The sequence below is a fragment of the Mesorhizobium sp. M7A.F.Ca.CA.001.04.2.1 genome (assembly GCF_003998485.1).
In the GTDB taxonomy this organism is placed as follows: Bacteria; Pseudomonadota; Alphaproteobacteria; order Rhizobiales; family Rhizobiaceae; genus Mesorhizobium; species Mesorhizobium ciceri.
On sequence record NZ_RZQT01000010.1, the window covers coordinates 1 to 21,337 of the forward strand.

A 21,337-nucleotide genomic window follows, 5' to 3' on the forward strand; every position below is an offset into this window, starting at 1 on the left:
TGCTTCCAGCACACGTTCCTCGGCGTTGACGTGGGCGCGCGCCTTGACGTCCTCACGCATCTTCTCGCGCACCAGGCCGATGGCGATCTCAACCAGGTCGCGGATGATCTGCTCGACATCGCGGCCGACATAGCCGACTTCGGTGAACTTGGTCGCCTCGACCTTGACGAAAGGCGCACCGGCCAGCCGCGCCAGGCGGCGCGAGATTTCCGTCTTGCCGACGCCGGTCGGCCCGATCATCAGGATGTTCTTGGGCATCACCTCTTCGCGCATCTGGCCTTCCAGCTGCTGGCGGCGCCAGCGGTTGCGCAAGGCAATGGCCACGGCGCGCTTGGCGTCCTTCTGGCCGATGATGAAGCGGTCGAGTTCCGAAACGATTTCGCGGGGAGAAAATGTGCTCATATCACTAAATTCCACTTTGCCACTGCTTGATGGCCTCGAACGGATGCAGCAGCATGATCACGTTGAGTGTCAGATTGTCCCGGATGAGGTAGCCGGTGCCGAGTTCGAAGATGATGGCGAGGCTGACGATCACCCATATAGGTAGCCTTCGCGCCATCACAAATCCCAGCACCATGGCCAGTGTGTCCGACACCGAATTGATGATGCTGTCGCCATAGTAATCGAGCGAAATGGTGCCGGCGCGGTAGCGGTCGATGATGAACGGGCTGTTTTCCAGCAGCTCCCAGCCGCCCTCGATGAAGACGGCGAACGCCAGCCTCAGGCCGATCGGCGAACGCGGGAACAGGAACCGCGCCAGCGCATAGAACAGGAAGCCGTGGATGATGTGCGAGAACGTGTACCAGTCCGAAATGTGCTGGGAATTCTCCGAACTGTTCACCACGCCATGCCAGAGCTTGACGTAGCCGCAGGTGCAGATCGGCGTCCGCCCCATGCCGTAGAGCGCCCCGGCCTGGAAGATGACCAGGGCAAGCACCAGCAGAAGCCCCATCCGCCAGCTGTCTTCGTAGGCCGAATAGCTGTTTTCCGTGGCCGGTGTCGTCATCGGTTCATTCCCCCTCGTTTCGCGTCGCCGTCTCGACCATCACAAAGTCCTGTCACGCCTTCAGCGGCGGTAGCCGGCGGATCACGGCTGCCGGCAAGGTGGGGTTGACCACAATCCGCCGGATACGCTGCCAGCCGGCCCCGAACAGGATAATCAGCGCGCCAACAACGACCAGGATCAAGGCAAAAGGCGGGATGCCCGTCGAATCGGAGGCGGAATTCACCAGATAATAGATGCCCAGCGAGCCGAAGTAAGCCAATGTAGGAACCAGAAGCGAACGGCGGTCTATGGCCAGCGCGACATAGAGGAAGCCAAGGATCAGAATCGTCAGCATGATGGTTGCATTGGCATCCGGCGCGATATGTCCGAATACGACGTTTTGGCCGGTTGCCATGATAAAGAGCGGATGCACCAGCATCGGCGCCGAGACGACATGCAGCCAGAAAGCGCAATCGGACCAGATCTTGCGTCGATCCCTGTCGTAAATGTCAAAAGCGACACCCGTTGCGAACACGATCAGGCCGCAGATCAGCGGCATGTAAAGGGCCGCGCGAAGCAATTCGGGAACGTCCTCGAGGCGCGGCGGCGCAATCGCGGCGGTTGTCACACTGTCATACAGGATTATCGCCGTTTGCAGGAAGGCAAGCAGTGTGAAGGCGATGGCGATGGTCCCGGCAATGATGGGGACGCGAAAGCGCCAGAAATAGATCGCCGCCGCGATTATTCCTCCGCCCAGGAACAGATATCCGGCCCGGGACGCCGTCTGGCGCAACGCCAATAGCTGCCAGATGGTTTCCGGCTTGCGTATGCCGAAGCTGGCCTCCACTTGCAGCGCCAGAGCGGCCAGAATGGCGGCCATGAAAATCAGGGCAAGCACGGACGACGATAGTTTCATCCGGTGCTGACGCGTGACGATTTCGGCGAGCCCCCAGGCGAAAACCGCGAGGATGCCGGCGATCCAGAATGTCTGGCCTGGAAGCAAGGTGGTGAGGGCAAAGAAGAAGCCGGCGCTGAGCAGAACGGTTCCCACGGTGACGAACAGATCGTTGCCGCCGCCGACCAGCCGCAGGTTTTCCTCGTCACCCTCGTCATCGGCGCGCCTGGCCTCGGGGGCGAGAGCGACCGCGCGTTCCATGGCCTCCAACTGATCGCGCAAGGTCTGCGAGATCAAACCTTTCGCGACTGCCTTGTCGAGGGTTTCGGCGCTGATCAATTGGGCTCCTGCGTCGCGTCGCGCGCCATCATCAGGGCTGGCCCGTACTCCGATGTTCTGGTGTCAAAGGCAACAAAGCCGGCCTTTTCGTAGGCGCGGATCGCCCTGACATTGGCGGGATCCGGGTCGATGATGACGCGCGGAACACCTTCCTCGAAAAGCTGTTCGACAAATTGGCGCACGATCGCCGAGCCATGGCCACGCCCGACCAGCTCCGGCACGCCGATCGACACGTCGATGCCGAGCGTGCCGAACGGCTGGTCGGCGTAGGGGTGGTCGTCTTCCAGATGCGGGTCGTAGCTCTGCAGATAGGCGATCGGCTTGCCGTCGAGCTCGACGATCAGCGGCTCGACGGAAATCGAGTCGATATGATCGCTAATCCCGGCGATTTCCGTCTCCGGATCGTCCCACCACTCTGCAACATGCGGCTGGGCAAGCCAGCCGGCGATCATCGGCAGGTCTTTCTCCGTCACCGGCCGAAAATCATAGGTCACCACCTCTTCAGGCGGCATCGAGCGTTTCGACGACGAAATTGTTGTTGGTGTAGACGCAGATGTCGGATGCGATCTGCATCGCCTTGCGGGCGATCTCCTCGGCATCCTTGTCGCTGTCCATCAGCGCGCGGGCCGCGGCCAGCGCGTAATTGCCGCCCGAACCGATGGCCATGACGCCGAATTCGGGTTCGAGCACGTCGCCGGTGCCGGTCAGCGCCAGCGAGACTGACTTGTCTGCCACCAGCATCATCGCTTCCAGCCGGCGCAGATAGCGGTCGGTGCGCCAGTCCTTGGCGAGCTCGACGCAGGCGCGCGTCAGCTGGTCGGGATATTGTTCGAGCTTGGCCTCGAGCCGCTCCAGAAGCGTGAAGGCGTCGGCGGTGGCGCCGGCGAAACCGGCAATCACATTGCCGCCCTTGCCGATGCGGCGCACCTTCTTGGCGTTGCCCTTCATGATGGTCTGGCCAAGGCTGACCTGGCCGTCGCCGGCGATCACCACCTTGTTGCCCTTGCGCACCGTCACGATGGTCGTGGCGTGCATGGTCAGTTCATTGGACATTTCTTGGCGCTCCGAGCAGCGCCATCCCGATAAGGCGATTGGCGCGGTACGAGTAACTTTGATCGGCCATATGTATGCATGGGGCCGGTGATTGCAAATCGCTCTCTGGCAAGGCCGATACCGCTGCCAGAGGCAACTGGCAATCGCCGGATCATGCTGCTAGAAGGCTTTCGTTTTCAAGCCTGCGAGCGCTTGAAGCCTCTGAGCCGGTCACGATGTGAACCTCTGGACAAGGATAGAGTGATGCCGCCCCGTTCCGCCGAAGCGAGCCGTAAGACCAAGGAAACCGACATCTCCGTGTCGATCCATGTCGACGGTTCCGGCAAGTCGGATATCGCTACGGGCGTCGGCTTCTTCGACCACATGCTGGACCAGCTGTCGCGCCATTCCCTGATCGACATGACGGTCAGGGCCAAGGGCGACCTGCATATCGACGATCACCACACGGTCGAGGACACCGGCATCGCGCTCGGCCAGGCCTTGACCAAGGCGCTCGGCGAGCGGCGCGGCATCATGCGCTATGCCTCGATCGACCTTGCCATGGACGAGACGCTGACGCGCGCCGCGATCGATGTGTCCGGCCGTCCCTTCCTGGTCTGGAACGTTTCCTTCTCGTCGCCGAAGATCGGCACCTTCGACACCGAACTGGTGCGCGAGTTCTTCCAGGCGCTGGCGCAGAATGCCGGCATTACGCTGCATGTCACCAACCACTATGGCGCCAACAACCATCACATCGCCGAGACCTGCTTCAAGGCGGTGGCGCGCGCGCTGCGCGCTGCTCTCGAACGCGATCCGCGCCAGCCGGATGCGGTTCCCTCCACCAAGGGATCGTTGAAGGGATAAGGCCATGGCCACCTACGTCGTGATGGAACCGCCAGGCCGCAGCGAAAAGGCTGATGCGACGGCCTTTGTCCGCGATGGCTTCACCTGGCTGGGCCTCCTGGTGCCGCCGCTATGGTTCGCCTGGCATCGGCTGTGGATCGAAGCAGCACTTGCCTTCGTCGTCATGAGCCTGCTTTCGATGCTGGGCCAGAAGCTCGGCCTTGGTCTGGCTGGGTCGCTGCTGTCGTTGCTGGTTTCGCTCTATGTGGGCCTGGAAGGGCAAGGCCTGCGCATCGCGGCACTTCGCCGGCGTGGTTGGCACGAGTGGGGCGCGGTCGAAGCCGGTTGGCTCGACGATGCCGACACACGCTATGCGCTGGAGGCGGAAGCGCTTGCCGATGAGGTTGTGCCGGCGCCGCGCATGGTCCCCGATGCTGCCCTCGCGCGGCCAGCGCAGCCGGGCATTGCGCTGGGGCTGACCCACATACCGGGAAGAAACTGACATGATTCCGGGAAGAAGCTGATATGCGGGTTGCGATCATCGACTACGGCTCGGGCAATCTGCGCTCGGCCACCAAGGCTTTCGAGCGCGCCGCGCGCGAAGCCGGCATCGCGGCGCAGATCGACCTGACGGCCGATGCCGAGCGGGTGCGCACGGCCGATCGCATCGTCCTGCCCGGCGTCGGCGCCTATGCCGATTGCGCGGCCGGCCTGCAGGCCGTCGAAGGCATGCGGGAAGCCGTCGAGGATGTCGCGATCGTCAAGGGCCGGCCTTTCCTCGGCATCTGCGTCGGCATGCAACTGATGTCGCAGCGCGGCCTTGAAAAGACAATTACCGAGGGCTTCGGCTGGATATCGGGCGACGTCAAGGAGATCATGCCTTCCGATCCGGCGCTGAAGATCCCGCAGATCGGCTGGAACACGATCGAACTCAAACGCCAGCATCCACTGTTTGCCGGCATTCCCACCGGGACCAACGGGCTGCACGCCTATTTCGTGCACTCCTACCACCTCGATGCGCGCAAGCCGGACGAAGTGCTGGCGGTCGCCGATTATGGCGGCCCGGTGACGGCGGCCGTCGCCCGCGACAATCTCGTCGGCACGCAATTCCACCCGGAAAAGAGCCAGGCGCTGGGCCTCGCCCTGATCACCAATTTCCTGCGCTGGAGGCCCTAGAGCATGATCCCGAAAAGTGGACCCCGGTTTTCTCGGACAAACGGTCCCGTTTGTCCCGAGATCATGCTCAAGCAAAGGGGAAACCGATGAGCAAGAAGGGCTACTGGATGGCGATGGTCGAGGTGACCGATCCGGAAAACTATCCGCTATACATTGCCGCCAACAAAGCGGCTTTCGACAAATATGGCGCAAAATTCCTGACCCGCGGCGGTCAGTCGTCGAGCCCGGAAGGGTCGTCGGGCAATCGCCATGTCATCATCGAGTTCGAGAGCTACGCGGTCGCACTCGCCTGCTTCCATTCGCCCGAATACCAGGCGGCGCTGAAGTTCCGACGTCTCTATTCGACATCGCATTTCGCCATTGTGGAAGGCGCCTGAACGGATGATCCTTTTCCCCGCCATCGATCTCAAGGACGGCCAGTGCGTGCGCCTGAAGCACGGCGACATGGCCACCGCGACCATCTACAACGATGATCCTGCAGCGCAGGCGCGGGCCTTCGAGCAACAGGGCTTCGAATGGCTGCATGTCGTCGACCTCAACGGCGCTTTCCAGGGCCAGAGCGTCAACAGCGCGGCGGTCGGCGCCATCCTCAAGGCGACGAAGAACCCTGTGCAGCTCGGCGGCGGCATCCGCACGCTGGCGCAGATCGAGGACTGGCTCGATCGCGGGCTGGCCCGTGTCATCCTTGGCACGGTGGCGGTGCGTGACCCGGACCTGGTCAGACAGGCCTGCAAGGCGTTTCCGGGCAAGGTCGCCGTCGGCATCGACGCCAAGGGCGGCAAGGTCGCCGTCGAGGGCTGGGCCGAGGCGTCGAGCCTCGGCGTCGTCGAACTGGCGAGGAAATTCGAGGGCGCCGGAGTCGCCGCCATCATCTACACCGATATCGACCGCGACGGCGTTTTGACCGGCATCAACTGGGACGCCACCATCGATCTCGCCGATGCCGTATCGATCCCGGTCATCGCGTCGGGCGGCCTCGCCTCGATCGCCGACATCGTGCGCATGACCATGCCCGATGCGCAAAAGCTCGAAGGGGCGATCTCCGGGCGCGCGCTCTATGACGGCCGCATCGATCCGGCCGAGGCCCTGGCGATCCTGCAGGGCAGGGCGGAGACGCGGACGTGAAAATCTCCATCATCCTGGCCTCCTACGACAGCGGCCATTACCATGGCGGCATGGGCCAGGGCCCGGACGCACTGATATCAGGCGGGCTCGTCGACGCGCTGACCATGGCCGGCCATGACGTTACGGTGGAAGACATCGGCAGGGTCGGAGACATCCAGGAGCGCGAGATCGCCACCGGCTTTGCTGTCTGCAACGCGGTTGCGACCGAGGTTCGCCTTGCCCGTGACGCCGGCCGGTTTCCCATCGTCCTTGCGGGAAACTGCCTGACATCAGCCGGTGCGGTCGCCGGCGAGGACGCCGATGCGATCATCTGGGCCGACCAGCATGGCGACCTCAACACGCCCGAGACATCGGCATATGGCTTTCTCGACGGCATGGCGCTGGCGACGGTGCTTGGCCTGTGCTGGAGGCCGATGGCGTCGGCCATTCCCGGCTTCAGGCCGATCGATCCGTCGCGTTGCGTGCTCGTCAACGCGCGCGATCTCGATCCGGACGAGAAGCGGCTGCTGGAGACATTGCCGATCGTGCGGACGGAATGCGCCGGAGTGGCCCAGGCGACCGAAAGACTGAAGATCGCCGGCGCCAAACGCGTCCACATGCATCTCGACATGGACGTGCATGATCCCCGCGAGTTGCAGGCCAACCGCTATATCACTTCGGGCGGACCGAGCCCGGAGCAGTTGCGCGACGCCACTTGCGCCATGGCGCTTGCGGTGCCGGTCGTCGGCATCACCGTCTCCGCCTACGATCCGGCTTTCGACGCGCAGGCCGATGTTCCGCCGCTGGTCGGCCAGTTGCTGAACGATCTCATCGCCACGATAGAGGGCCGCTGATGCTGAAAGCCCGTGTCATCCCCTGTCTCGACGTCAAGAACGGCCGTGTCGTCAAGGGCGTCAACTTCGTCGATCTCGTCGACGCCGGCGATCCGGTCGAGGCGGCCAAGGCCTATGACGCGGCCGGCGCCGACGAGCTTTGCTTCCTCGACATCACTGCTTCGTCGGACAATCGCGAAACCATCTTCGACGTCATCGCACGCACCGCCGAACAATGCTTCATGCCGCTGACCGTCGGCGGCGGCGTGCGCCAGGTCGCCGACATCAGGAAGCTGCTGCTGGCCGGCGCCGACAAGGTGTCGATCAACACGGCGGCGGTGAAGAACCCGGATTTCGTTGCCGAGGCCGCCGACAAGTTCGGCAACCAGTGCATCGTCGTCGCCATCGACGCCAAGAAAGTGTCTGCCACCGGTGAGGCCGACCGCTGGGAGATCTTCACCCATGGCGGGCGCGAAAAGACCGGCATCGACGCGGTCGAGTTCGCGCGGAAAATGGTCGATCGCGGCGCCGGCGAGATCCTGCTGACCTCGATGGATCGCGACGGCACCAAGGCCGGCTACGACATCGCGCTGACCCGCGCGATATCAGACGCCGTGCGTGCGCCGGTCATCGCTTCCGGCGGCGTCGGCACGCTCGACCACATGGTCGAAGGCATTCGCGACGGCCATGCCGGTGCGGTGCTGGCCGCGTCCATCTTCCATTTCGGTACCTACACGATAGCGCAGGCCAAGGCGCATATGGCCGCCGCAGGGCTGCCGATGCGGCTGGACTCTGTGAATAATCGGCCCTAAAGCATGATCCCGAAAAGTGGGAACCGGTTTTCGGAAAAGATCATGCCTAAACAAGCAGATAGATGGCGCCATGGCTGAGTTTTCGCTGTCAGATCTTGAAGAAACCATTAGGGAACGCGCCCATTCCGGCGACCGGGAATCGTGGACGGCAAAACTGTTCGCGCGCGGCATCGACAAGGCGGCGCAGAAACTCGGCGAGGAAGCAGTCGAGACGGTGATTGCCGCCGTCAAGGGCGACAAACAGGCCCTCGTTTCGGAAAGTGCCGATCTTATATATCATTGGCTCGTCGTTCTCGGCCTCTCGGGGGTTTCGCTGAGCGACGTGCTCAAGGAGCTCGAAGGCCGCACCCGGCGTTCGGGCATCGCCGAGAAGGCGTCACGGCCCAAGGGCTGACCGCGAGGAAGGGCAGGTATCTCGATGGATCAGCTCGCGCCGACCGAGAAGTATTCCCCGTTTCGCTTCTTCTCCGCCGAGCAATGGTCGCAATTCCGCGCCGACACGCCGCTGACGCTGAGTGCGGACGAATTCCGCCGCCTGCGGTCGCTCAACGATCCGGTCGATCTCGAAGAGGTCACGCGCATCTATCTGTCGCTGTCGCGGCTGTTGTCGGCTCATGTCGAAGCGAGCCAGCTGCTGTTTCGGCAACGCCAGGCCTTCTTCAACGCGGTCGACGTGGTCAAGACGCCCTTCATCATCGGCATCGCCGGTTCCGTCGCGGTCGGCAAATCGACCACCGCACGCGTGCTGAAGGAGCTTTTGGCGCGCTGGCCGTCGAGCCCCAAGGTCGATCTCATCACCACCGACGGCTTCCTGCTGCCCAACGAGGTCCTGCGCCGCGAGAACCTGATGGAGCGCAAGGGTTTTCCAGACAGTTACGATGTCGGCGCGCTGCTGCGCTTCCTGTCGGGCATCAAGTCGGCGCTGCCCGATGTCCGCGCGCCGGTCTATTCGCACCTCACCTATGACGTCATTCCCGGCGAGTTCGTCACCATCGACCGGCCCGACATATTGATCTTCGAAGGCATCAATGTCCTGCAGCCCGGCAAGCTGCCGCAGGACGGCAAGATCGTGCCTTTCCTGTCGGACTTCTTCGACTTCGCCATCTACATCGATGCCGACGAGAAGCTGATCCACAACTGGTACATTTCCCGCTTCATGCGGCTGCGTGAGACCGCATTCCGCAATCCGGACTCCTTCTTTCACCGCTACTCGCAGCTGTCGGAGGGTTCGGCGCGCGCCATCGCCGAAGGCCTGTGGACCAACATCAATTTGAAGAATCTGCGCGAGAACATCCTGCCGACGCGGGCCCGCGCCGACTTGATCCTGCGCAAGGGGGCCGACCACCTGATCGAGGAAGTGGCGCTCAGGAAGCTGTGACGGCCGGCTTCGTCACCCGTCGCAATGTCAGATTGATCCGCCCACCGTTTTTCAGCAGCGCCGAGGTCGAGGGATAGATCCGATCGACGCCGTGAAAGCACAGCCGCCCCTCGCCGCCGAGCACCACGACATCACCGCTTTGCAGCCTGAACGACTTGGTGGCGCCATCACGCGTGGTCTGGCCAACCCGGAACAGGCAGTCGTCGCCGAGCGAGACGGAGACGACCGGCGCCGAAAAATCGGTCTCGTCGCGGTCCTGATGCAGGCCCATCTTCGCATCCGCCGTGTAGAAATTGATCAGGCACGCTTCCGGCGGATGCGGATAGCCCGAGACCTCGCGCCACAGGTCGAGCAGCGCATCCGGAATTGGCGGCCAAGGCGCCCCGGTTAGCGGATGCGCCGGCTGGTAACGATAGCCGTGCTCCTTGTCGGTGACCCAGCCCAGCGGCCCGCAATTGGTCATGCGCACGCTCATCTCCTTGCCGGTGCGCGGCATGGCCGGCACGAACAGCGGCGCCTGCTGCACGATCCGTCTCACCTCGTCGACCAGTTCTTCCTGCACGGTGCGTGACAGGTAGGCCGGCATGTGGCGGACGCCTTTGGGCAGAACGAGCACGGATTCGATCACCTTTTGGATGGTTCGGAACCGTAAAATGTCACGATCAAATGAAAACGGCGACCCGAAAGCCGCCGCTCTTGTCGAATTGGCAGTCGCCGATCAGGCGAGGTCGGGGATGCGCAGCACCTGGCCCGGATAGATCTTGTCGGGATGGGTCAGCATCGGCTTGTTGGCCTCGAATATGACCGTGTTCTTGACGCCTTGGCCCTTGCCGTAGCTTTTCTCGGCGATCTTCCAGAGATTGTCGCCCTTCTTCACGGTGTAAAAGGTGGGCTCCTTGGCCGGGGCGGCGGCCGTGCCAGGTGCTGGCGCGACCTGTAATTCGTCCGCCTGCACCTTGGAGACGCCGAGCGTGTTGCCGACGGCGATGACCGCCTTCTCGAAGATCGACTGGTCCTTGACCACACCCTTCAGCACTGCCGTATCGCCGTTGACGACGACCTCGACGCCATCGGTGCCGAGCTTGTGCGAATCGAGCTCCTTCTTGAGTGTGTCGGCCGTGGGTGCGGCTTCGTCGTCACCGCCGATGCCCAGTTTCTTGCCGACACTCTTGACGAAATCGAACATGCCCATCGTTGGTCTCCATTGCTGTGGTGGGTGATCGCAGCTTGCCATCTGCAACCCAGAATTGGAAGCCACCCGCGCGTTGCAGCTTCGCGGTGCTCAATCGTTCTCCACCCGGCCGCGCAGCTTCTTGATCGTGCCGCGCCCGGCCTTGCTCTTCAGCCGCCGTTCCACGGCACCTTTCGACGGCCGCGTCTTCTTGCGCGGCGGCGGTGGCGGCTCGGCGGCCTTGGCGACCAATGCCGTCAGCCGTGCCCGCGCATCCGCCCGGTTCTGTTCCTGGGTGCGGAAGCGGCCCGCTTCGATGACGATGACGCCGTCCTTGGTGGCACGCTGGCCGGCAAGCTTGATCGTCCGCTCGCGCACGCGCTCCGACAGACCCGTCGCGTTGGCTGCGTCGAACCGCAACTGCACCGCCGTCGCCACCTTGTTGACGTTCTGGCCGCCGGGGCCGGACGAGCGGATGAAATCCTCGTGCAGGTCGCCCGGATGGATCACCGCATCGCCTGATATGAAGATATTGTCGTCGCTCGCCATGCCGCAGTCATGGCGCGGCGGATCGAAAAAGAAAAGGCCCGATCGAACCGGGCCTTTCAACGAAGCTGAACCTTGTGGCGCGGATTACTCCGCGGCTTCCTGCATGCGCGGCGCCGCACCCAGCACCACGGCGTCGACATGGCTTTCGAATTTCTCGAAATTGACGGCGAACATGCCGACCAGCCTTGCCGCCTGCCGGTCATAGCCGGCCTTGTCGGCCCAGGTGGAGCGCGGGTCGAGAATGGCGCTGTCGACGCCTCGAACCGCCACCGGCACCTCGAAACCGAAATGAGGGTCGGTGCGGAACTCGGCCGTCTTGAGCGAGCCGTCGAGTGCGGCGGCAAGCAAGGCCCGCGTCGCCTTGATCGGCATGCGCTTGCCGGTGCCGTAGGCGCCGCCGGTCCAGCCGGTGTTGACCAGCCAGCAATCGGCGCCGTGGCGGGCAATCAGCTCGCGCAGCAAATTGCCGTATTCCGATGGATGGCGCGGCATGAACGGTGCGCCGAAACAGGTCGAAAACGTCGCTTCGGGCTCGGTCACGCCCTTTTCGGTTCCGGCCACCTTGGCGGTGTAGCCGGAGAGGAAATGATACATCGCCTGCGCCGGGGTCAGCCGCGCGATCGGCGGCATCACGCCGAACGCATCGGCGGTCAGCATGATGATGTTCTTCGGATGGTTGGCGCGGCCGGTCTTGCTGGCGTTGGGAATGAAATCCAGCGGGTAGGCGCAGCGTGTGTTTTCGGTCAGCCTTCCGTCGTTGAAATCCGGCACGCCATCAGCGTCGAGCACGACGTTTTCCAGCACCGTGCCGAAGCGCTGCGTGGTGGCGAAGATTTCCGGCTCGGCTTCCGCCGACAGCTTGATCGTCTTGGCGTAGCAGCCGCCTTCGAAATTGAAGATGCCGTGCGGTCCCCAGCCATGCTCGTCGTCGCCGATCAGCGTGCGCGAGGGATCGGCCGAGAGTGTCGTCTTGCCGGTGCCGGACAGGCCGAAGAAGATGGCGGCGTCGCCGGCCATACCCTCGTTGGCCGAGCAATGCATCGGCATCACGCCTTTCGCCGGCAGCAGATAGTTGAGCATGGTGAACACCGACTTCTTCATCTCGCCGGCATAGGAGGTGCCGCCGATCAGCACGATCTTGCGCGTGAGATCCACGGCGATCACCGTTTCGGTGCGGCTGCCGTGGCGGGCGGGATCGGCGCGGAAGGACGGCAGGTCGATGATCGTCATGTCAGGCACGAAATGCTTGAGCTCGGCGGCATCGGGACGAATGAGCAGATTGCGGATGAACAGCGAGTGCCAGGCAAATTCGGTGACCACCCTGGTCGGCAGCTTCAGCTCCGCATCGGCGCCGCCGATCAGGTCCTGGACGTATAGATCCTTGTCCGCGGCATGCGCCTGGAAATCAGCGAGCAGCGTGTCGAACTGGGCTTGTGAAATTGCCTTGTTGTTGTCCCACCAGACGTGCGGTTCGGTGTCACTGTTGCGGACGACAAACTTGTCCTTGGGCGAGCGGCCGGTGTGCTGGCCTGTTTCGGCGACCAGCGCGCCATGTGCCGTCAAGCGGGCTTCGCCGCGCCGGATCGAGTCCTCATAAAGGGCAGCCGCACCGAAATTATAGCGCACCACGCCGGTGGTTTTCAGGCCGATATGATCGATCGCGCAGGCGGAATTGCGTTTGCCGACTTCCGACATCGAGTGTCCCTCTTGGATTTGCCGCATCTTTGCCGGCACCTTCCCGGCACGCCCACTACGCGGGCTGAGATGGTCAGAACCAGAAAAGACGAATGATATCAAATCATTAATCGATTTAAATATTTTGAAAGTTGTTTAAATCGTTTATATGTGCAAAAAGTTTGGCGGTTGCCCAAAGGATTGGCGATGTACATTCGTCCCATCCATGTCGAGGTAGGATTGTGGCCGCCGGCATGCCGCGCGTGACAGCGGACAAGGCCTATGCCACATTTTGTACCTAATTTGTCCTGCAAAAGCCCCTTCTCTACGACAGAAGGGACAGCTCATGAGGGAGCCGCTTGAAATGGCAACAATCGCGCTTGTCGATGACGACCGCAACATTCTGACATCGGTGTCGATCGCCCTGGAATCCGAGGGGTATCGCGTCGAGACCTACACGGATGGTGCGTCGGCGCTGGAAGGCCTGGCGGCACGCCCGCCGAACCTTGCCATCCTCGACATCAAGATGCCGCGCATGGACGGCATGGAACTGCTGCGCCGGATGCGCCAGAAGTCCGACCTGCCGGTGATCTTCCTGACCTCCAAGGACGACGAGATCGACGAATTGTTCGGCCTCAAGATGGGCGCCGACGATTTCATCCGCAAACCCTTCTCACAGCGCCTGCTGGTCGAGCGCGTGCGCGCCGTGCTGCGCCGCGCCAGTGCCCGCGAGGCCGCCGCCAAGACACCCAGCCAGCAGGCCCGCTCTCTCGAGCGCGGCCAGCTCGTCATGGACCAGGAGCGCCACACCTGCACCTGGAAGGGCGAGCCGGTGACGCTCACCGTCACCGAGTTCCTGATCCTGCATTCGCTGGCGCAGCGTCCCGGTGTCGTAAAAAGCCGTGATGCGCTGATGGATTCGGCTTATGATGAACAGGTCTATGTCGACGACCGCACCATCGACAGCCACATCAAGCGGCTGCGCAAGAAGTTCAAGGCCGTCGACGACGACTTCGAGATGATCGAAACCCTTTACGGAGTCGGATACCGGTTCCGCGAAGCATAAGTAGCAGGGCCTGCTATTCGATGGCAGTGGAAGCACAGCGAACAAGACCGGCGGGCGCCTCCAGGCGGCCGTCGCGGATCATGCCGTCCTTCGTCTCGAAGATCACGGTGCCGATGCGCCGCTTCCTTGGCCATCACATCTTTTCCAGCCTGACGCGGCGTATCCTGTTCCTCAACCTTGCCGGCCTCGCCGTCCTGGTGACCGGCATCCTCTATCTCAACACCTTCCGCGACGGACTGATCGACGCCCGCGTCGAAAGCCTGATGACCCAGGGCGAGATCATCGCCGGCGCCATCGCCGCTTCGGCGACGGTCGAGACGGATTCGATCAGCATCGACCCGGAAAAGCTGCTTGAACTGCAGGCCGGCGAAAGCCTGGGGCCGGGCTCCGACCAGCTCGACAATCTCGATTTCCCCATCAACCCGGAGCGTGTCGCCCCGGTGCTGCGAAGGCTGATCTCGCCGACCAGAACCCGCGCCCGCATCTATGACCGCGACGCCAATCTGCTGCTCGATTCGCGCCACCTCTATTCGCGTGGCCAGATCCTGCGCTACGACCTGCCGCCGGTCGAGGAAGAAGAGCCCGATCTGGTCGAGCGCATCCAGAAATTCGTCTTCGACTTCTTCCGCAACACCGAGCTGCCGGTCTATCACGAGCAGCCGGGCGGCAATGGCGCCGCTTTCCCGGAAGTGGTCAAGGCGCTCACCGGCAGCCCTTCGACCATCGTGCGCGTCAGCGAGCAGGGCGAGCAGATCGTTTCGGTGGCGGTGCCGATCCAGCGCTTTCGTGCCGTCCTGGGCGTGCTGATGCTGTCGACCGAAGGCGGCGACATCGACAAGATCGTCGCCGCCGAGCGCAAGGCGATCCTGCGCGTCTTCGGCATCGCGGCCCTTGTCACCGCCATCCTGTCGATGCTGCTCGCCTCGACCATCGCCAATCCGCTGCGCCGGCTGTCGGCGGCGGCGGTGCGAGTGCGGCGCGGCGTCAAGAGCCGTGAGGAAATCCCCGACTTTTCCGACCGCCAGGACGAGATCGGCAATCTGTCGATCGCCATACGCGACATGACCAACGCGCTCTACGCCCGGATCGAGGCGATCGAAAGCTTCGCGGCCGATGTCTCGCACGAGCTGAAGAACCCGCTGACGTCGCTGCGCAGCGCGGTGGAGACCTTGCCGCTGGCCAAGAACGACGATTCGCGCGGCCGGCTGATGGATATCATCCAGCACGATGTCAGGCGGCTGGACCGGCTCATCACCGATATTTCCGACGCATCGCGCCTGGACGCGGAACTCGCGCGTGAAGATGCGGGAACGGTCGATTTGAAGAAATTCATCACCGATCTGGTCGCCGTTTCGCGCGAAGCGACGCGCAACAAGAAGGCGGTCGAGATCGAGTTCAAGGCCGCCAAACTGCCGCAGGGCGTCAAAGGCTATGTCGTCGTCGGCCATGATCTGCGCATCGGCCAGGTCATCACCAATTTGATCGAGAACGCCCGTTCCTTCGTTCCCGAGGATCATGGCCACATCAGCCTGTCGCTGGCGCGTGCCGGCAAGTTCAACATCGTCACCATCGACGACAATGGCCCCGGCATCCGGGCCGACAACATCGACCGCATCTTCGAGCGCTTCTACACGGATCGGCCGGCCGGCGAGGCATTCGGCCAGAATTCGGGCCTTGGCCTGTCGATATCCAGGCAAATCGTCGAGGCCCATGGCGGCACGCTAACCGCCGAAAACATCCCCGGCACCAAACCCGGCGAGATCAAGGGCGCGCGTTTTGTGGTGACGTTGCCGGCCGAAGGCTGAGAGCATGAATTCCAACCATGCCTGGTCCAGCCGTGCAGCCTGAAAACATTCACGCGACAATGGTTTTGATCGGCGAGCGCGGCATTCTCATCACCGGAGCCTCCGGCTCGGGCAAGACGGCGCTGGCGCTGGCGCTCATAGATCATTGTCGCCAGCGCGGATCGTTCGCGCGGCTCGTCGGTGACGATCAGCTCTTTGTCGAGGCGCATGCCGGGCGGCTTCTGTGCCGCGCTCCCGCCGCCATAGAAGGCCTCGTCGAGGTGCCTGGGCTCGGCCCCCGGCCTCTGCCATTCGAGCCGGCAGGCCTCGTCGACCTGCATGTCCACCTGGTGCCGGCCGATGAAGCGCCGCGCTTCCAGGAGGATGCCGCAAGCAACATCGTGGGTTGTCTGGTGCCACAGGTCGATGTGGTCGAACGCAATGTCGCGGCGGCCTTACCGGTCGTGATGGCGCGGCTGTCGATCGCGCCTTTTCTATGATCCGCTCCGGGTTTTTTGCTGCAATGCGTCAAAATGGCATGCGCCTGCGCAATTTTGGGCTTGTCAACGGGCCGCGCGTCGACAAGATAGCGCTCCCGCCGCCTGGATTGGCTGGCGAGCATAAAATGCGCCTGTGAAGCGGCGATGACGGGAGCCACCAAAGAATGATCGGACTCGTGCTTGTAACGCACGGTCAACTGGCCACCGAGTTCCGACATGCCGTCGAACATGTCGTCGGGCCACAAGACAATTTCGAAACCGTGGCGATCGGTGCCGACGACGATATGGAGCAGCGTCGCCGCGACATCGTCGACGCGGTTGCCCGTGTCGACACCGGGGCGGGCGTCATCGTGCTGACCGACATGTTCGGCGGCACGCCCTCCAATCTTGCCATCTCGGTGATGGAGTCCGGCCGCACCGAGGTGATCGCCGGCATGAATCTGCCGATGCTGATCAAGCTTTCCTCGATCCGCAAGGGCGACAACATGGCGGCCGCCCTTGATGAGGCCCAGGCCGCCGGTCGCAAATACATCAATGTTGCCAGCCAGCTCCTGAGCAGCAAATGACCGCGCTGTCCCCGGAAAAAGATCAGATAGTCCGGGATTTCCCCATCATCAACCAGCGCGGCCTTCATGCGCGCGCTTCGGCGAAGTTCGTCCAGCTGGCCAGCGGCTTCGATGCCTCGGTGCATGTCGAGAAGGATGGCGTCAAGGTTGGCGGCACCTCGATCATGGGCCTGATGATGCTGGCGGCAAGCCCCGGCTATTCGATCCGCGTCACCGCCAGCGGGCCGGAGGCCCAGCAGGTCATCGACGCCCTGGAGCAACTGGTGGCGTCCCGCTTCGGCGAGGAATGCTGATCTGGTAGAGCGCGATATGCGTCCGAGAGACATGCAGGGATAAAGATTTCTTTATATCCCATTGTCGTCCTTGCTCCGATCTGCTAGTCAGGCCGGCAATTCGCGCCCTTGGACGCGCCGACCGGCGCGGGCGTGTCCGCAACAAATTCGCAAGCACAACATTCGCATCGGAGTACTGCCATGACGGGTAGCAAGGACTATGTAGTCGCCGACATCTCGCTTGCCGGCTGGGGCCGCAAGGAACTCGAGATCGCCGAAACCGAAATGCCGGGCCTGATGGCCTGCCGTGAGGAATTCGGCCCCAAGCAGCCGCTCAAGGGTGCGCGCATCACCGGCTCGCTGCACATGACCATCCAGACGGCGGTGCTGATCGAGACGCTGAAGGCGCTTGGCGCCGATATCCGCTGGGCCTCCTGCAACATCTTCTCGACCCAGGACCATGCGGCCGCGGCCATCGCCGAGGCCGGCATCCCGGTGTTTGCCGTCAAGGGCGAGTCGCTGGAGGAGTATTGGGACTACACCGACAAGATCTTCCAGTGGGCCGATGGCGGCCTCTCCAACATGATCCTCGATGATGGCGGCGACGCCACCATGTACATCCTGATCGGCGCCCGCGCCGAGGCCGGCGAGGACGTGCTGTCCAACCCGCAGAGCGAGGAAGAGGAATATTTCTACGCCCAGGTCAAGAAGCGCCTGAAGGCTTCGCCCGGCTTCTTCACCAAGCAGAAGGCGGCGATCCGCGGCGTCACCGAAGAGACGACCACCGGCGTCAACCGGCTCTACCAGCTGCAGAAGAAGGGCCTGCTGCCCTTCCCTGCCATCAACGTCAACGACTCGGTCACCAAGTCGAAGTTCGACAACAAGTATGGCTGCAAGGAATCGCTGGTCGACGGCATCCGCCGCGGCACCGACACGATGATGGCCGGCAAGGTCGCTGTCGTGTGCGGTTATGGCGACGTCGGCAAGGGCTCGTCGGCCTCGCTCAAGGGCGCCGGTGCCCGCGTCAAGGTCACCGAGGTCGATCCGATCTGCGCCCTGCAGGCTGCGATGGACGGTTTTGAAGTCGTCACGCTGGAAGATGCGGCCCCCACCGCCGACATCGTCATCACCACCACCGGCAACAAGGATGTCGTCACCCTCGACCATATGCGCTCGATGAAGGACATGGTCATCGTCGGCAACATCGGCCACTTCGACAATGAGATCCAGGTCGCCGCGCTGCGCAATTTGAAATGGACCAACGTCAAGCCGCAGGTCGATATGATCACCTTCGCGGACGGCAAGCGGATGATCCTTTTGTCGGAAGGACGGCTGCTCAATCTCGGCAACGCCACCGGCCACCCGAGCTTCGTCATGTCGGCATCCTTCACCAACCAGGTGCTGGCGCAGATCGAGCTCTACACCAAGCCCGGCCAGTACGAGAACCAGGTCTATGTCCTGCCCAAGCATCTCGACGAAAAGGTCGCCCGCCTGCATCTCGACAAGCTCGGCGCCCGCCTGACCGAACTGTCGGGTGAACAGGCCGCCTATATCGGCGTCACGCCGCAGGGTCCGTTCAAGCCGGAACACTACCGCTATTAACCAAAGCTAAAATTACTACCAGATATTGAGGCCGGGCGATTGACTTTTCGCCCGGCCTTATTTTTGCGCGCCATCAGCCTTCACGCCGATTCGGCGAGGGGTTATTGTCAGGTGATTCGGCGATGCTTCCAGCCCGAGAGGGTCAAGAGAGGCACGCATCAGGGCGGTCTTGCATTCAGGCGGCGGAGAGGACCAAGACATGCCGGGGCAACACCCGCACAGAGCGGGACGGGCCGTTTCCGGCGGCCATGACGATTCGGGGATTGCTGGCTCCGCCCTGGAAGGGGGGAGCCTGTCCTGGCGCGCCCGCGCGTCGACATTCCTTGCCACCTCCGCGCTCGCGGGGCCCTTGGCCGGCGCCGCCGCGCATGCCGAGACCGCTGTTGCCAGCGTCGCCGGACTGTCGGTGAGTGCCATTGATGTCATGCAGCTTGCAGTGTTCGTCGGCGTGACGGGTGCCGCACTGATATCGGCCATCGTTCTCATCCGCGAAAGAGCCCGCACCTCGGCGGAGAATGTCGAACTCAGGAGCCGCCTCGCCGACATCAACGCGGCGCTCCGCCGTTCCGAGGCGCTGCTCAATCTGCGCGACCAGCGCGTCGTCGTCTGGGCTGCGGAAAACAAGAAGCCCGAGCTCATCGGCACATTGCCCGTCGAAAGCGGCGCTCCCGAGGATAGGGCCGCTTTTCTTGCTTTCGGCCGCTGGCTGATGCCGCGTTCGGCGGCGGCACTCGAACATGCCGTCGCGGGATTGCGCGAAAAGGCCAAACCCTTCGACCTGGTCATCGAATCGCAGGCCGGTGCGCCGCTCGAAGTGCATGGCCGCAAGAGTGCCGCGCATGTGCTCGTGCGTTTCGTCTCGCTCTCGGAGACGCAGCGCAGCCAGGCCAGGCTGAAGATCGAGAACCAGCGGCTGGCCGCCGACCACGACACGATGATCGGCCTGCTCGACGCGCTGAACATGCCGGCGTGGCTCCGCAGCGAGGATGGCGGGCTGAGGTGGGTCAACCGCGCCTATGCCTATGCCGTCGAAGCCGAAAATGCCGAAGCCGCGGTTCGGGAGAAGAAAGAGTTCCTCGGCGGCCAGGCGCGCGATGCGATTGCCGCCCAGCACAGGACGCATCCGGTTTTCGAGCAGTCGCTGTCCACCGTGATCGAAGGCGACCGCCGTGTGTTCGCGGTCACCGATTTCGCCGGCAGCGATGGCTCGGCCGGCCTTGCCTGCGACACCAGTGCCATCGAAGCCGTTCGCGGCGAATACGAACGGACAGTGCGAAGCCACGCCGACACGCTCGACCAGCTCAACACGGCGGTCGCCATTTTCGACACCGACGAGAAGCTGCGGTTCTTCAACCAGGCCTTCCAGAAGCTTTGGGGCCTGGACGCAGGCTTCCTGCACAGCGCTCCAGACAATGCCTTGCTGCTCGACCGGCTGCGCAGCGAAGGCAAGATCGCCGAACAGCCTGAATGGCGCCGCTGGAAGGAAGGCCTGCTCGGCGCCTATCGCGCTGTGGAATCCCAGGAACATTGGTGGCATCTGCCGGATGGCAAGACCATCCGCGTCGTCGCCAACCCCCAGCCCAAGGGCGGCGTGACCTGGGTGTTCGAGAACCTGACCGAGAAGATGGACCTCGAGAGCCGCTACCAGACAGCGGTGCGGGTCCAGGGCGAGACGCTCGACAATCTTGCCGAAGGCGTAGCGGTGTTCGGACCCGACGGCAGGCTCCGGCTGTCGAATCCTGCCTTTGCCACGCTCTGGGGATTGAGCGGCGAAGCGGCCAAGCCCAGCGTCCATGTTTCCACCATCCGCGACCTTTGCGACCGGCAGGCGGCGGACAGCCCCTGGCCCGGCTTTGTTGCCGCCGTCACCGGCTTCGACGACGAGCGCCGCGACCGCCACGGACAGACCGAGCTCAACAACGGCAACGTGTTGAGTTACGCCATGATCCCGCTGCCCAACGGGCAGGTGATGATGACCTTCGTCGACGTCACCGACAGCGTCCATGTCGAGCGGGCGCTGAAGGACAAGAACGAGGCGCTGCAAAAATCCGATCAGCTCAAGAACGAATTCGTCCAGCACGTTTCCTATGAACTGCGCTCGCCGCTGACCAACATCATCGGCTTCACCGAACTCCTGTCACAGCCCACGACCGGTCCGCTGACGCAGAAGCAGCGGGAATATGTCGAGCATGTCAGCTCCTCCTCCGCGGTCCTGCTCACCATCGTCAACGACATACTCGACCTGGCGACGGTGGACGCCGGCATCATGCAGCTCGATATTTCCGAGGTGCAGGTCGATCGCACCATCGCCGCTGCGGCCGAACTGGTGGCCGACCGGCTGGAAGAGCATTCGATCAGGCTCGAGGTCGAAGCAGCCTCGGCGCCGAAGACGTTTCACGGCGATGAGGTCCGCGTCCGCCAGATCCTCTACAATCTGCTCAGCAACGCCGCCAATTACGCCCCGGAAGCCAGCACCATCCGGCTCACTTGCCGCCATCTGGCGGACGGGGTGGAATTCTCGGTCCATGACGACGGTCCCGGCATGCCGCCCGATGTGCTCGATTCGGTGTTCCGCCGTTTCGAGCCGCGCGCCAATGGTGGCCGCCGGCGCGGCGCCGGCCTCGGCCTGTCGATCGTTAAGAGCTTCGTCGAGCTGCATGGCGGCAGCGTTCGCATCGAAACCGGCAAGGACAAGGGCACGACCGTCATCTGCACCTTTCCAGACATGCCGGGCATCCGTGCCGCGGCCGAGTAGC

At 63.1% G+C, this 21,337-nt stretch carries 25 protein-coding genes; 16 read left to right on the forward strand and 9 right to left on the reverse strand.

Going from position 1 to position 21,337, the window contains the following annotated elements:
• The 5 genes from EN955_RS05230 to hslV all read right to left on the reverse strand — a co-directional run.
• Window positions 1–402, reverse strand: a 402-nt coding sequence (locus EN955_RS05230) for an AAA family ATPase (RefSeq protein ID WP_127223400.1), incomplete at its 3' end; no start/stop codon positions are given.
• Between the two features lie 4 nt (window positions 403–406).
• The gene (locus EN955_RS05235) at window positions 407–952 is read right to left on the reverse strand and encodes a DUF2585 domain-containing protein (RefSeq protein ID WP_224618702.1); all 546 of its coding nucleotides are present in this window, start codon (window positions 950–952) and stop codon (window positions 407–409) included.
• A gap of 106 nt (window positions 953–1,058) precedes the next feature.
• The gene (locus EN955_RS05240; RefSeq protein ID WP_024502004.1) at window positions 1,059–2,219 is read right to left on the reverse strand and encodes a hypothetical protein; all 1,161 of its coding nucleotides are present in this window, start codon (window positions 2,217–2,219) and stop codon (window positions 1,059–1,061) included.
• The gene (locus tag EN955_RS05245; protein ID WP_024502003.1) at window positions 2,216–2,731 is read right to left on the reverse strand and encodes a GNAT family N-acetyltransferase; all 516 of its coding nucleotides are present in this window, start codon (window positions 2,729–2,731) and stop codon (window positions 2,216–2,218) included. Before EN955_RS05245 ends, EN955_RS05240 begins: the two co-directional genes overlap by 4 nt.
• Window positions 2,721–3,272, reverse strand: a complete 552-nt coding sequence (gene hslV / locus EN955_RS05250; protein ID WP_013528351.1) for an ATP-dependent protease subunit HslV — start codon at window positions 3,270–3,272, stop codon at window positions 2,721–2,723. Before hslV ends, EN955_RS05245 begins: the two co-directional genes overlap by 11 nt.
• 243 nt (window positions 3,273–3,515) lie before the next feature.
• Between hslV and hisB the strand changes: the two genes are divergently transcribed.
• The 9 genes from hisB (at window position 3,516) to coaA (ending at window position 9,397) form a co-directional block, all read left to right on the forward strand.
• The gene (gene hisB / locus EN955_RS05255) at window positions 3,516–4,115 is read left to right on the forward strand and encodes an imidazoleglycerol-phosphate dehydratase HisB (protein ID WP_024502002.1); all 600 of its coding nucleotides are present in this window, start codon (window positions 3,516–3,518) and stop codon (window positions 4,113–4,115) included.
• Between the two features lie 4 nt (window positions 4,116–4,119).
• Window positions 4,120–4,596 (forward strand): DUF2628 domain-containing protein, encoded by a 477-nt coding sequence (locus tag EN955_RS05260; RefSeq protein WP_024502001.1) that lies wholly within the window; start codon window positions 4,120–4,122, stop codon window positions 4,594–4,596.
• Between the two features lie 23 nt (window positions 4,597–4,619).
• Window positions 4,620–5,270: an imidazole glycerol phosphate synthase subunit HisH gene (gene hisH / locus EN955_RS05265; protein ID WP_024502000.1), complete on the forward strand. Its 651-nt coding sequence runs from the start codon at window positions 4,620–4,622 to the stop codon at window positions 5,268–5,270.
• 86 nt (window positions 5,271–5,356) lie between these two features.
• Window positions 5,357–5,647 (forward strand): DUF1330 domain-containing protein, encoded by a 291-nt coding sequence (locus EN955_RS05270; RefSeq protein ID WP_013528347.1) that lies wholly within the window; start codon window positions 5,357–5,359, stop codon window positions 5,645–5,647.
• Between the two features lie 4 nt (window positions 5,648–5,651).
• Complete coding sequence (gene hisA / locus EN955_RS05275; RefSeq protein ID WP_013528346.1) at window positions 5,652–6,395, forward strand: 1-(5-phosphoribosyl)-5-[(5-phosphoribosylamino)methylideneamino]imidazole-4-carboxamide isomerase; 744 nt, start codon at window positions 5,652–5,654, stop codon at window positions 6,393–6,395.
• Window positions 6,392–7,228: an arginase family protein gene (locus tag EN955_RS05280; RefSeq protein ID WP_024501999.1), complete on the forward strand. Its 837-nt coding sequence runs from the start codon at window positions 6,392–6,394 to the stop codon at window positions 7,226–7,228. The genes hisA and EN955_RS05280 overlap by 4 nt, the downstream gene beginning before the upstream one ends.
• Window positions 7,225–8,019, forward strand: coding sequence for an imidazole glycerol phosphate synthase subunit HisF (hisF, locus tag EN955_RS05285; RefSeq protein WP_024501998.1), 795 nt, complete (start codon window positions 7,225–7,227; stop codon window positions 8,017–8,019). The genes EN955_RS05280 and hisF overlap by 4 nt, the downstream gene beginning before the upstream one ends.
• 70 nt (window positions 8,020–8,089) lie before the next feature.
• Entirely contained in the window at window positions 8,090–8,413 is a 324-nt protein-coding gene (locus tag EN955_RS05290; protein WP_024501997.1) for a phosphoribosyl-ATP diphosphatase, read from the forward strand.
• A 24-nt stretch (window positions 8,414–8,437) separates the two neighbouring features.
• Window positions 8,438–9,397, forward strand: coding sequence for a type I pantothenate kinase (gene coaA / locus EN955_RS05295; protein WP_013528342.1), 960 nt, complete (start codon window positions 8,438–8,440; stop codon window positions 9,395–9,397).
• Here the strand turns inward: coaA and EN955_RS05300 are convergent.
• From EN955_RS05300 to EN955_RS05315, 4 genes are all read right to left on the reverse strand, one after another.
• A complete protein-coding gene (locus EN955_RS05300; RefSeq protein WP_024501996.1) occupies window positions 9,384–10,013 on the reverse strand; it encodes an alpha-ketoglutarate-dependent dioxygenase AlkB in 630 nt (209 codons plus the stop codon). The two genes, coaA and EN955_RS05300, sit on opposite strands and share 14 nt — an antisense overlap.
• Window positions 10,014–10,115: 102 nt before the next feature.
• Window positions 10,116–10,589 carry a peptidoglycan-binding protein LysM gene (gene lysM / locus EN955_RS05305; protein WP_013528340.1) on the reverse strand — a complete coding sequence of 158 codons (474 nt, stop codon included), beginning with the start codon at window positions 10,587–10,589 and terminating at the stop codon, window positions 10,116–10,118.
• Window positions 10,590–10,679: 90 nt separating this feature from the next.
• The gene (arfB, locus tag EN955_RS05310; protein ID WP_024501995.1) at window positions 10,680–11,117 is read right to left on the reverse strand and encodes an alternative ribosome rescue aminoacyl-tRNA hydrolase ArfB; all 438 of its coding nucleotides are present in this window, start codon (window positions 11,115–11,117) and stop codon (window positions 10,680–10,682) included.
• Window positions 11,118–11,201: 84 nt separating this feature from the next.
• Complete coding sequence (locus EN955_RS05315; RefSeq protein ID WP_024501994.1) at window positions 11,202–12,812, reverse strand: phosphoenolpyruvate carboxykinase; 1,611 nt, start codon at window positions 12,810–12,812, stop codon at window positions 11,202–11,204.
• A 343-nt stretch (window positions 12,813–13,155) separates the two neighbouring features.
• Here EN955_RS05315 and EN955_RS05320 point away from each other — a divergent pair, with 343 nt between their 5' ends.
• The 7 genes from EN955_RS05320 to EN955_RS05355 all read left to right on the forward strand — a co-directional run bounded on the left by EN955_RS05320 (window position 13,156) and on the right by EN955_RS05355 (window position 21,336).
• Entirely contained in the window at window positions 13,156–13,857 is a 702-nt protein-coding gene (locus EN955_RS05320) for a response regulator transcription factor (protein ID WP_013528337.1), read from the forward strand.
• Between the two features lie 20 nt (window positions 13,858–13,877).
• Window positions 13,878–15,662, forward strand: a complete 1,785-nt coding sequence (locus tag EN955_RS05325) for a sensor histidine kinase (RefSeq protein ID WP_024501992.1) — start codon at window positions 13,878–13,880, stop codon at window positions 15,660–15,662.
• A gap of 17 nt (window positions 15,663–15,679) precedes the next feature.
• Entirely contained in the window at window positions 15,680–16,141 is a 462-nt protein-coding gene (locus EN955_RS05330; RefSeq protein ID WP_024501991.1) for a serine kinase, read from the forward strand.
• Between the two features lie 164 nt (window positions 16,142–16,305).
• Window positions 16,306–16,707: a PTS sugar transporter subunit IIA gene (locus EN955_RS05340; RefSeq protein WP_010912939.1), complete on the forward strand. Its 402-nt coding sequence runs from the start codon at window positions 16,306–16,308 to the stop codon at window positions 16,705–16,707.
• A complete protein-coding gene (locus tag EN955_RS05345; protein WP_013528333.1) occupies window positions 16,704–17,000 on the forward strand; it encodes an HPr family phosphocarrier protein in 297 nt (98 codons plus the stop codon). Before EN955_RS05340 ends, EN955_RS05345 begins: the two co-directional genes overlap by 4 nt.
• A gap of 180 nt (window positions 17,001–17,180) precedes the next feature.
• On the forward strand, window positions 17,181–18,581 hold the full coding sequence (gene ahcY / locus EN955_RS05350) for an adenosylhomocysteinase (RefSeq protein ID WP_013528332.1): 1,401 nt from the start codon (window positions 17,181–17,183) through the stop codon (window positions 18,579–18,581).
• Window positions 18,582–18,780: 199 nt separating this feature from the next.
• Complete coding sequence (locus EN955_RS05355) at window positions 18,781–21,336, forward strand: PAS domain-containing sensor histidine kinase (RefSeq protein ID WP_024501990.1); 2,556 nt, start codon at window positions 18,781–18,783, stop codon at window positions 21,334–21,336.
• Window position 21,337: the final 1 nt, after the last annotated feature.